We start from the raw sequence: 10309 nt of genomic DNA, 5'->3' as shown, positions 1-10309 counted from the left end.
CCGGAAGTAGTTGGGGGTTGCCCCCTGTGAGATATGGTCGGTGCCAAGCTTATTCCGCTTTAGCTCAGTTGGTAGTAGCGCATGACTGTTAATCATGATGTCGCAAGTTCGAGTCTTGCAAGCGGAGTCATAAATAATACTGACACATCTATTGTTTCAATAGATGTGTTTTTTTGTTATAATGGAGAGATGAAACTGAAAAAATCTTATCATTTATATGCTAGTTTTGGGCTAGTTTTATTTGTCATGTTGGGGTATTTGGTGAAATTTTATCCAGATACTTTGCATGGCGTGGATAGTAGTGTTCAATCTGCGGTTAGGAGCTGGATGTCTGCGAACATGACTCATTTTTTTCGCTTTGTAACTAATTTTGGTGGTTATATTTTTGTACCTGTAATCGTGATACTTTGTCTTTTTTTCTTTATTTTCAAGAAATGGTATGTGGAAGTTATCTTTCTTGTGGGTAATGTGATAGTTGTGGCGCTGCTGGTTCAATTTTTGAAAGGTGTTTATGGGCGTACTCGGCCTAGTTTGAAACATTTGGTTGTTGAAAATGGCTTGAGCTTTCCGTCTGGCCATGCCAGTGCAAGTATTGTTTTATATGGTGCATTAATGGTGCTAATATGTCAGCGACTACAGTCATCAGAGCTAAAATGGCTTGTTCGTGTGATATTCAGCATTATCATTGTCTTAATCGGTTTATCGCGGATTTATCTGGGGGTCCATTTTCCGACGGATATTTTAGGTGGCTGGTTGCTTGGCGCTAGTTTACTGCTTGCAACTTTTCCTTTTTATGATGAAATTCGATTTAAGTGGCGGTTTAAAGGGGTTCAAAGGTGAATATGATGAGCAAACGATATACGACATGGAATGATTATTTGCGTGATAGTTTTGGGGAGAAGATTTTTAAGGTGCCGATTGATGGCGGGTTTGATTGTCCAAATCGAGATGGAACTGTAGCGCATGGGGGCTGTACTTTTTGTACGGTTTCAGGCTCTGGTGATGCGATTGTGGCCCCAGATGAGCCGATTCCTGTCCAGTTTGATAAGGAAGTTGAATTTTTGCATCAGAAGTGGCCAGGTGTTAAAAAATATATTGCTTATTTTCAAAATTTCACGAATACCCATGCGCCTGTTGAAATCTTGCGGGAGCGTTTTGAGCAGGCGGTAAATCGACCTGATGTGGTGGGTATCAACATTGGGACACGGCCTGACTGTTTGCCTGAAGATGTGCTGGACTATTTGTCTGAGCTCAATGATCGTATGACGGTTTGGGTGGAGCTTGGTTTGCAGACGACCTATCAGGCGACGAGCGATAAGATCAACCGAGCGCACGATTATCAGACTTATCTTGATGCTGTGGCGAATTTGCGAGCTCGTGGCATTTTGGTCTGTGTTCATCTGATCAATGGATTGCATGGTGAAACGCTAGAAATGATGGTGGAAAATGTTCGCCGTGTGGTCACGGATTCTGATATTCAGGGCATCAAGCTACATTTGCTACATCTGATGAAAGGGACGCGGATGCAGCATGACTTCCATCGAGGCGACTTGCAGTTGATGCGATTTGATGATTATGTTACTGTTATCTGTGATCAACTGGAGATCATTCCACGGGAGATTTCGATTCACCGGTTGACGGGGGATGCGCCACGTGAATTATTGATAGGGCCAATGTGGAGTTTGAAAAAATGGGAAGTGCTGAACGCCATTGACGCAGAAATGACGCGCCGAGGTGCTGTGCAAGGAGATAAGGCATGTTAAGACCACTAGATTTGGCGCATGAGTTGCTAGAGGCGGTCATCGAAGTTGGTGATACAGTCGTTGATGCAACTATGGGGCAGGGGTATGATACGGTTTTTTTAGCGAAATTAGGCGCTAAAGTTGTTGCATTTGACGTGCAGGCGCAGGCACTTGAAATGACGCAAGCCTTACTTGAAAAGGGAAATGTTTCAGCAGAGTTGATTTTATCTGGGCATGAACATGTGACAAACTATGTCAAAGTGCCGATAAAAGCTGGTATTTTCAACTTGGGCTATCTACCAAAGTCGGATAAGCAAGTCATCACGCATGCTGAGACGACGTTGCAAGCACTTGAAAGCTTGCTTGATCTGCTTGTAAAGGGCGGTCGGATTGCTGTGATGATTTATTATGGTCATGAGGGAGGTATTGATGAGCGTGATGCGGTTGTTGATTTTGTGTCAGCTTTGCCTCAGCAAACTTTTCAGGTCATGCAGTATGGTAGTCTTAACCAGGTGAACCAGCCGCCGTTTTTGGTGATGATTGAGAAGCGGTGAGTAGGTAAATTACTCGTCGCACAATAAATGCTTGCTCCTGCGATTACTCGTCGCATATAAATGCTTGCTATTTTCTGAATTTTCTAGTAAAATGAAGTCAATAGAAAAATCGACGATGGAAAGAGACTTCTGATGAGTCGGCAGAGAGCGTTTGGTGGTGAAAAAACGTGTCTAATCAGAAGTTACACATTCCTGAGAGTTTTGCTGAACTCAAGTAAGCAAGAACGTGGTCAGCGTTAATGACAGAGTTTGTAAAAACTCGCTGAGAAAGCGGCGGTGACGTCGTTTTGAATAAAGGTGGCACCACGTTCAAACGTCCTTGTGAAGAAATTTCACACGGGCGTTTTTTGCTAAAATCGTCGAATTAGAGCGAGCTTGGCTGATAAAGGAGGCATTATCATGAAAGGTCTGAGAAAGATTGCGCCGTATGTTGCGGGAGCGCAGCCGCAAGAAAAAAATATCATCAAAATCAACACAAACGAAAACGCATTTGCGCCGAGTCCACGTGTGATAAAGGCTTTGTCAGATTTTGATGCGAATAACTTACGCCGTTATTCATCTTTGACAAACGATGACTTGCGTGATGCGTTGGCTAAAAATCTGGGCGTTTCACGCGATCAGCTTATTATTGGTAATGGTTCTGACGATATTTTGGCATTGGCGTTTTTGAGTTTTTTCAATTCTGATGCGCCGATTTTGTTTCCAGATGTGACGTATGGTTTTTACAAGGTCTGGGCAGAGCTTTTTAGGATTCCGTTTACTGAGGTTGACTTGTCTGATGACTTTGAGATTGTGACGTCTGACTATATTGGACGTGATAATGGCGGCATCGTCTTGACAAATCCTAATGCACCGACGGGAATTCATAAGACTTTGGATGAGGTTGAGAAAATCGTTGCTGCCAATCAAGATATGGTGGTTATTATCGATGAAGCCTATATCAATTTCGGGGGAGAAAGTGCCCTACCGTTACTCAAAAAATACGAGAATATCTTTATCACACGAACATTTTCAAAAGACGCGGCGCTTGCGGGCTTGCGCGTGGGTTATGGTATCGGTTCACCCAAGCTGATGGCGGTCCTAAATGCGGTAAAAAACTCCTACAATCCCTACTCGGTGGACATGGTGGCGGAAAGACTTGCCCTTGCTGCTACTGAGGATGTGGCTTACTATGCGCAGGTCAATCATGAAATCGCTGAGACGAGAGATTGGTTTTCTGATGAGTTGCGTGCACTCGGATTTGACGTTTTGCCGTCTCAGACCAACTTTATTTTGACCAAGCCTGCGGGAATTTCTGCGGCGGATCTGTTTGCATTTTTGCAAAGTAAAAAAATCTATGTGCGCTATTTTGGTGGCACAACACGGTTGAGCGACTATCTGCGAATCTCTATCGGGACACAAGACGAGATGGCAAAAGTCGTTCAAGTAATAGGAGATGTATTTTGATGAAAAAGAAACAACTGGCACCAGGAATGCACGACAAGCTTTTCAAACGGGCGAGAAGTGTCTATCAGATCGAGACGCGAGTCGCAAATTTTCTGATGGCAAATGGCTTTAACCGGATTGACACGCCGATGATTGAGTATGCAGGCGTTTTCGAGGATGAGCTTGATACGCACAATTATCATCTGTTTGATAAGCATGGAGAGCTTTTGGTGGTGCGTCCCGATGTGACACAGGCGATTGCGCGTGTGGTGACAACGACAAAAGTGACGTTGCCAGTCAAGTTTTCATATAGCGGTAAGGTTTTTCGCAATCACGATGAACTCAAGGGGCTGCAAAATGAGCGAACGCAGGCGGGAATTGAGATTATCGGATTTGATGCGGATACGGCGATTACTGAAGCTTTGGACCTTGCGAAAACGAGTTTGACAAAGTCTGGTGTCAAGGATTATCGGATTGAGCTCAGCCATGCGGGCATTTTACAGACGATTTTTGCGACATTTGATGCAGCTCAGGTGTCTGAGTTGTCAAAATGCATTAAAAACAAGTCTATTACGGGTCTGACGGAATTTGTCAAGCAAAACCCGAGTGAATTTGACGCCTTTTTACAGGCGCTGCCACGGTTATTTGGACCGTCAGAACGGGTGATTGCTGAGGCGAAAAAATTGGTCAGCAATCCTACCATCTTGGGGAATCTGACGGAAATCGAAAATCTCAGCCATAGCTTTGACAACTCGACCATTGACCTGGGGATGCTTGCAAAGCGTGATTACTATACGGGTGTGATGTTCCGCGTTTTTAGCGATAAGGTGCCCTATGCCTTTTTAAGTGGCGGGCGTTATGACAAGCTCTTTGAGCGTTTTGACGAGAAGGCGGGTGCGATTAGTGCGGTTGGCTGGGCGCTTGACGTTGATGCGATCTATGAAGAAATTCGTGATAGCATTATTTTTGATAAAAATGGAGGGCAAGAAGCATGATTACCATTGCATTGACTAAGGGGCGAATTGAAAAAGACACGGTCAAAATTCTTGCTGAGGCAGGGTTTGATATGAGTTTTATGGCGGATAAAGGTCGGAATTTAATCTTTTTTGACAAGGCTCAGGATTTGCGATTTTTGTTGGTCAAGGCGCCTGACGTTGCGACTTATGTGGAACATGGCATTGCAGACTTAGGTGTTGTGGGCTCTGATGTTCTTTATGAGCATCCTGGGAGTTATCTGGAGATGCTGGATTTGAATATCGGTCTATGCAAGTTTGCGGTGGCAAGTATTCCAAGTTATGACCCGCTAGATCATAAACGGAAGAAAATTGCGACCAAGTATCCGAATATTGCAACGGATTATTTTCGGAGTAAGGACGAGGACGTGGAGATTGTCTCAATTCAAGGCTCTGTCGAAATTGCACCCGTTATCGGTCTGACAGACGCCATTGTCGATATTGTCGAGACAGGCAACACCCTTGTCGCAAACGGTTTGGTCGAGTTTGAGGACATCATTCGCGTGTCATCGCGGTTGATTGCAAATAGCGCGAGCATCAAAAAAAATCCAGAAATTATGACATTGATTGGCCGACTTGAAGCGGTCGTTGGAAATGAAGAGGTGGCTTTTAATGGTTAAAATGAAACGTTTGACAGGTTCAGCTAAAGAAATTTCAGAGATTTTGGACGCCGAATATGCGGCATACTCAAAATCACAAGACAACTTTGATGGCATTGTCGCAGACATTATCGCAGATGTTCGTGAAAATGGGGATGCGGCGCTTCGCGCCTATTCTGAAAAATTTGATAAACAAACGGTGACCGACTTTGAGGTTTCACGTGAAACCATCGATCAAGCATTTGCTGAAATCGACGCAGATGTTCTAGAAGCGCTCAAAAATGCCAAGGCAAATATCGAGTCATATCACAAGCATCAGATCGAGCCAGGCTTTGTTGATGCGCAAACAACAGGCGTCGTCAGAGGTCAGCTGGTTTTGCCCATCGCAAAAGTGGGTGTCTATGTGCCAGGCGGTACGGCGGCGTACCCATCAAGTGTTCTGATGAATGTCCTGCCAGCTAAAATCGCAGGCGTATCAGAAATCTACATGGTGACCCCGCCACAAACTAAGTTCAATCCTGCGATTTTGGTTGCAGCGCAGCTAGCTGGTGTCACAAAAATCTATCAAGTCGGTGGTGCACAAGCCATCGCAGCGCTTGCTTACGGTACGCAGTCGATTCCAAAAGTTGATAAAATCACGGGGCCTGGGAATGTCTTTGTTGCCACAGCTAAAAAACAAGTATTTGGTCAAGTTGGGATTGATATGATTGCAGGACCGTCAGAGATTGGTGTCATCGCAGATGATTCAGCCAATGCGGCTTATGTGGCGGCAGATCTGCTTTCGCAAGCAGAACATGATAAGTTAGCCCGTGCGATTCTCGTTACAAACTCAAAATCGCTTGCTGATGCCGTTGACATTGAGCTCGAAAAGCAGCTACAAACCTTGCCACGTGAAGAAATTGCGCGCAGCTCAGTTTCGGTCAATGGTCGCACGATTATCGCAAATTCAGTCGATGAGATGTTTGAGCTGATGAATGAAGTCGCACCAGAGCATCTGGAAGTTGCCATGGACAATGCTATCGAGTATCTGCCAAAAATCAAAAATGCTGGGAGCATTTTCCTAGGCCATTTCACGTCAGAGCCGATTGGCGACTACTATGCAGGAACAAATCACGTTTTACCAACGTCTGGCACGTCTCGTTTTTACAGTGCCTTGGGTGTTTACGACTTTGTCAAGCGTAGCCAGTTTACTTATTACAGCAAAGATGCAGTTGCGAAAGCAACGAAAGATATTACGACGCTTGCTTATTCCGAAGGTTTGCAGGCACACGCGCGCGCCATTGAGATTCGTGGCGAGATTGAAAAATGAGTGATTTTATGACGAAAACAAAAGGCCTTCTGGTCATGGATGTGGATAGCACCTTGATTCAGGAGGAAGGCATTGATTTGCTGGGCGAAATCGCAGGTAGCGGTGCAGAGATAGCGGATATTACCAGTCGTGCGATGAACGGCGAACTTGACTTTGCCGAGGCCCTTGATGCGCGAGTGGCATTGCTAAAAGGCTTGCCGGAGACAGTTTTTACTGACCTGCGTAGGCAGATTCATTTTACAGACGGGGCGCGTGACTTGGTTGAGACCTTGCATGACAATGGTTGGAAAATCGGCGTTGTGTCGGGTGGCTTTCACGAAACGGTTGATATGCTAGCCAAAGAACTCGGGATTGATTATGTTCGTGCCAATCATCTGGCAGTCGAAAATGGGCATCTGACAGGTCGTGTGACTGGCGATATTGTCACCAAAGATGTGAAACTCGCAAGCCTAAAGGCATGGTCGCGTGAACTTGAGCTCGACTTGTCGCAGACAGTTGCCATGGGGGACGGTGCAAATGATTTGCCGATGATTTTGTCGGCTGGCGTAGGCATCGCCTTTAACGCAAAACCAATCGTCAGAAAACAGGCGCCTTATCAGATTAATGAACCAAATCTGGCGCTTGCGCTAGACATTATCACAGAAGTGAGAGGTGGATTATGAGAAAAGCAGAAATAACACGCAACACAGCAGAAACAAAAATCACACTTGCAGTCAATCTGGACGCGCAAGAACCGGTTGACATCGCGACGGGTGTAGGATTTTTTGACCACATGTTGACGCTTTTTGCGAGACATGGCAGGCTCAGCCTCGTTGTCAAAGCTGACGGCGATCTTTGGGTAGACAGCCACCACACGGTCGAAGATGTTGGCATTGCGCTAGGTACTGCACTACGTGAGGCGCTCGGAGACAAGGCGGGCATCAACCGCTACGGGACCTCTTTTGTGCCAATGGATGAAACACTTGGTATGGCAAGTCTTGACTTATCTGGTCGGTCATACCTTGTGTTTGACGCTGAGTTCACCAACCCGACGCTAGGAAATTTTGACACGGAGCTTGTCGAAGAATTTTTCCAAGCCCTTGCTTTTAACGTGCAGATGAATCTGCACCTGAAAATCCTGCATGGTAAAAATAATCATCACAAGTCAGAAAGTTTATTTAAAGCAACTGGCCGTGCGCTACGTGAGGCAGTGACGCTGAACCCTGAGATTCACGGGGTGAACTCGACGAAAGGCGTGCTATGATTATTGTCATTGACTACGATGCAGGCAATACTGCAAACGTGCTGCGAGCGCTTGAAAAAATCGGTGTGGCTGCAGAGTTGAGCGCGGATCAGGAAAAAATTCGTCAGGCTGATGGCTTGATTTTGCCTGGTGTTGGTGCTTTTCCAGCTGCTATGGCGGAGCTTGAAAAACGTGATTTGATCACGACGATCAAAGACACGGTTGCGACAGGCACACCGTTTTTGGGTATTTGTCTGGGCATGCAGCTTTTGCTCGACGCGTCAGAAGAACACGTTCTGACAAAAGGGCTTGGCTTGATTCCAGGTGTTTGCCGCGAGATTCCAGCGACACCAAGTCTGAAAGTGCCACACATGGGCTGGAACGCACTAGACATTCAGAGAGATACGGCGCTGACGTCAGATTTATCAGGCAAATATGTCTATTTTGTCCATTCTTACTTTACAGATGTGCCCGCAGCATTTTGCGATGTGACGGCCGATTACGGCATCAAAGTGCCAGCCATGATTTCTCGGGGAAATGTCTACGGGGCACAGTTTCATCCTGAAAAATCAGGCGACGTTGGACTTGGTATCTTAGCAAAATTTAAGGAGGTTGTCTATGCAGATTCTACCCGCAATTGACATAAAAAATGGCCGTGCTGTGCGACTTTTCAAAGGCGACTTCGCACAAGAAACCGTGGTAAATGCAAGTCCACTTGAACAGGCAAAGGTCTTTGCAGACGCAGGCATTGATTATATCCACGTGGTTGACTTGGATGGAGCGCTTGACGGTCGTGCGACGTCAGCTGCGATTATCAAAGACATCGTTACTGAAACGCAGCTCAAAATCGAGGTAGGTGGCGGTATCAGAACGCTTGAGCAGATTGCTGAGTATCTGGAAAATGGGGTTGCCCGTGTGATAATAGGCTCGATGGCAGTCAAAAGTCCAGACTTTGTCAAAACGGCTATCCAGGCTTTTGGTGCTGACAAGATTGTTGTTGGGATTGATGCTAAAGCTGGCAAGGTCGCAACAGAAGGTTGGCTTGAGACGTCAGATGTTGATTTTATCAGTCTGGCACTTGAGATGGAAAAAATCGGTGTTCGCTTGTTTGTCTACACAGATGTGGATCGGGATGGCACCCTGTCAGGACCAAACTTTGCCCACTATGAGCAGTTACAAGCAGCGCTTACTGATGCATCTGTCATCGCAAGTGGCGGGATCGCTCAGCTGTCCGACTTGACAAGATTAGCCGAAATCGGTGTTTCTGGTACTATTGTTGGCAAAGCCTACTATAACGGTAATATCACACTTGACGAATTAAAGGAGTTCTGACATGTTAGCAAAACGAATCATTCCCTGCCTTGATGTCAAGGACGGTCGTGTGGTCAAGGGCATCAACTTTGTCAATCTGGCAGATGTTGGAGATCCTGTTGAGACGGCGCGCAAATACTACGAAGCAGGGTGCGACGAGCTGGTTTTCTTGGACATTACGGCGACGCACGAGGCGCGTGACACCATGGTTGATGTTGTCAAAAACGTGGCGGATCAAGTTTTTGTGCCCTTTACTGTGGGGGGCGGCATCCGCACGGTTGACGACATGAACGCCATGTTAAAAGCTGGCGCGGATAAGGTTGGCGTCAACTCAGCGGCAGTGGCAAATCCTGATATCATCAGACAAGGTGCAGAAAAGTTTGGCAATCAATGTATCGTTGTTGCCATTGATGCGAAAAAGCAAGATGACGGCACTTGGCACGTCTATGTGGCTGGCGGGCGAAAAGATACAGGACTTGATGCACTTGAGTGGGCGAAAAAAGCCGTGTCACTTGGTGCTGGCGAGATTCTACTGACCTCTATGGACAAGGACGGCACCAAATCAGGCTATGACCTAGAGCTGAATCAGGCTATTGCCTCAGCGGTCAATGTTCCTGTCATCGCATCAGGCGGTGCGGGAACGGCTGCGGATATTGTTGATGTATTTGAAAAAACGCCTGTCACAGCAGCGCTTGCAGCAAGCGTCTTTCATTATGGCGAGATCGAGATCAGCGACGTCAAAAAAAAGATGCGAGAAAATAAAATCGAGGTACGCTTGTCATGACAAAAGAACAACTAACGCCAGACTTTAGCAAAAGTCCCGACGGTCTCATCCCAGCTATCATCACGGATGTGGAAAACGGGCAGGTTTTGATGCTTGCCTACATGAACGCTGAGAGTTATCAGCTGACACTTGAGACAGGGGAGACCTACTATTGGTCACGTTCTCGCAGTGAACTATGGCACAAAGGCGAGACGTCTGGACATTTTCAACATGTCAAAAAGATTGCACTTGACTGTGATTTGGATACCATTTTGATTGCAGTTGAGCAGATTGGTCCCGCCTGTCATACAGGGGCACGGAGCTGTTTTTTCAATGACGTTGACCTGATAAACACGAAAGAAGAAAAATAA

Annotated in this window: 13 protein-coding genes, 1 tRNA gene and 1 other annotated feature; all 14 genes read left to right on the top strand. The window is 46.1% G+C overall.

Annotated elements, in window-relative coordinates; translation table 11 throughout:
- Positions 1 to 53 precede the first annotated feature (53 nt).
- The 14 genes from Hs20B_RS09050 (at position 54) to hisI (ending at position 10309) form a co-directional block, all read left to right on the top strand.
- Positions 54 to 127, top strand: a tRNA-Asn gene (locus Hs20B_RS09050).
- Between the two features lie 62 nt (positions 128 to 189).
- Positions 190 to 840, top strand: coding sequence for a phosphatase PAP2 family protein (locus Hs20B_RS09045; RefSeq protein WP_172357756.1), 651 nt, complete (start codon positions 190 to 192; stop codon positions 838 to 840).
- Between the two features lie 5 nt (positions 841 to 845).
- Positions 846 to 1763, top strand: coding sequence for a tRNA modification radical SAM protein MnmL/YtqA (gene mnmL, locus Hs20B_RS09040; protein WP_172357754.1), 918 nt, complete (start codon positions 846 to 848; stop codon positions 1761 to 1763).
- Positions 1757 to 2296 carry a tRNA 5-(aminomethyl)-2-thiouridylate-methyltransferase MnmM gene (mnmM, locus tag Hs20B_RS09035; RefSeq protein ID WP_172357752.1) on the top strand — a complete coding sequence of 180 codons (540 nt, stop codon included), beginning with the start codon at positions 1757 to 1759 and terminating at the stop codon, positions 2294 to 2296. The genes mnmL and mnmM overlap by 7 nt, the downstream gene beginning before the upstream one ends.
- 103 nt (positions 2297 to 2399) lie before the next feature.
- Positions 2400 to 2620: a binding site (T-box leader), on the top strand.
- Positions 2621 to 2689: 69 nt separating this feature from the next.
- Positions 2690 to 3742, top strand: coding sequence for a histidinol-phosphate transaminase (hisC, locus tag Hs20B_RS09030; protein WP_172357764.1), 1053 nt, complete (start codon positions 2690 to 2692; stop codon positions 3740 to 3742).
- Positions 3742 to 4716, top strand: a complete 975-nt coding sequence (locus tag Hs20B_RS09025; protein WP_172357750.1) for an ATP phosphoribosyltransferase regulatory subunit — start codon at positions 3742 to 3744, stop codon at positions 4714 to 4716. The genes hisC and Hs20B_RS09025 overlap by 1 nt, the downstream gene beginning before the upstream one ends.
- On the top strand, positions 4713 to 5354 hold the full coding sequence (hisG, locus tag Hs20B_RS09020) for an ATP phosphoribosyltransferase (protein WP_172357748.1): 642 nt from the start codon (positions 4713 to 4715) through the stop codon (positions 5352 to 5354). Before Hs20B_RS09025 ends, hisG begins: the two co-directional genes overlap by 4 nt.
- Position 5355: 1 nt before the next feature.
- Positions 5356 to 6642: a histidinol dehydrogenase gene (gene hisD / locus Hs20B_RS09015; protein ID WP_172357762.1), complete on the top strand. Its 1287-nt coding sequence runs from the start codon at positions 5356 to 5358 to the stop codon at positions 6640 to 6642.
- An 8-nt stretch (positions 6643 to 6650) separates the two neighbouring features.
- Positions 6651 to 7304 carry a phosphoserine phosphatase SerB gene (gene serB / locus Hs20B_RS09010; RefSeq protein ID WP_172357746.1) on the top strand — a complete coding sequence of 218 codons (654 nt, stop codon included), beginning with the start codon at positions 6651 to 6653 and terminating at the stop codon, positions 7302 to 7304.
- Entirely contained in the window at positions 7301 to 7885 is a 585-nt protein-coding gene (hisB, locus tag Hs20B_RS09005) for an imidazoleglycerol-phosphate dehydratase HisB (RefSeq protein ID WP_172357744.1), read from the top strand. The genes serB and hisB overlap by 4 nt, the downstream gene beginning before the upstream one ends.
- Positions 7882 to 8505 (top strand): imidazole glycerol phosphate synthase subunit HisH, encoded by a 624-nt coding sequence (gene hisH, locus Hs20B_RS09000; protein ID WP_172357742.1) that lies wholly within the window; start codon positions 7882 to 7884, stop codon positions 8503 to 8505. Before hisB ends, hisH begins: the two co-directional genes overlap by 4 nt.
- Positions 8483 to 9196 carry a 1-(5-phosphoribosyl)-5-[(5-phosphoribosylamino)methylideneamino]imidazole-4-carboxamide isomerase gene (gene hisA, locus Hs20B_RS08995; RefSeq protein WP_172357739.1) on the top strand — a complete coding sequence of 238 codons (714 nt, stop codon included), beginning with the start codon at positions 8483 to 8485 and terminating at the stop codon, positions 9194 to 9196. The genes hisH and hisA overlap by 23 nt, the downstream gene beginning before the upstream one ends.
- Before the next feature lies 1 nt (position 9197).
- Positions 9198 to 9959 (top strand): imidazole glycerol phosphate synthase subunit HisF, encoded by a 762-nt coding sequence (hisF, locus tag Hs20B_RS08990; RefSeq protein WP_172357737.1) that lies wholly within the window; start codon positions 9198 to 9200, stop codon positions 9957 to 9959.
- Positions 9956 to 10309: a phosphoribosyl-AMP cyclohydrolase gene (hisI, locus tag Hs20B_RS08985; protein WP_172357735.1), complete on the top strand. Its 354-nt coding sequence runs from the start codon at positions 9956 to 9958 to the stop codon at positions 10307 to 10309. Before hisF ends, hisI begins: the two co-directional genes overlap by 4 nt.

Origin of the sequence: Pseudolactococcus insecticola, assembly GCF_011170065.1 — a bacterium.
Classification (GTDB): domain Bacteria; phylum Bacillota; class Bacilli; order Lactobacillales; family Streptococcaceae; genus Pseudolactococcus; species Pseudolactococcus insecticola.
Note: the sequence above shows the minus strand (reverse complement) of the source record. Positions and strands in the feature narration are given on the sequence as shown.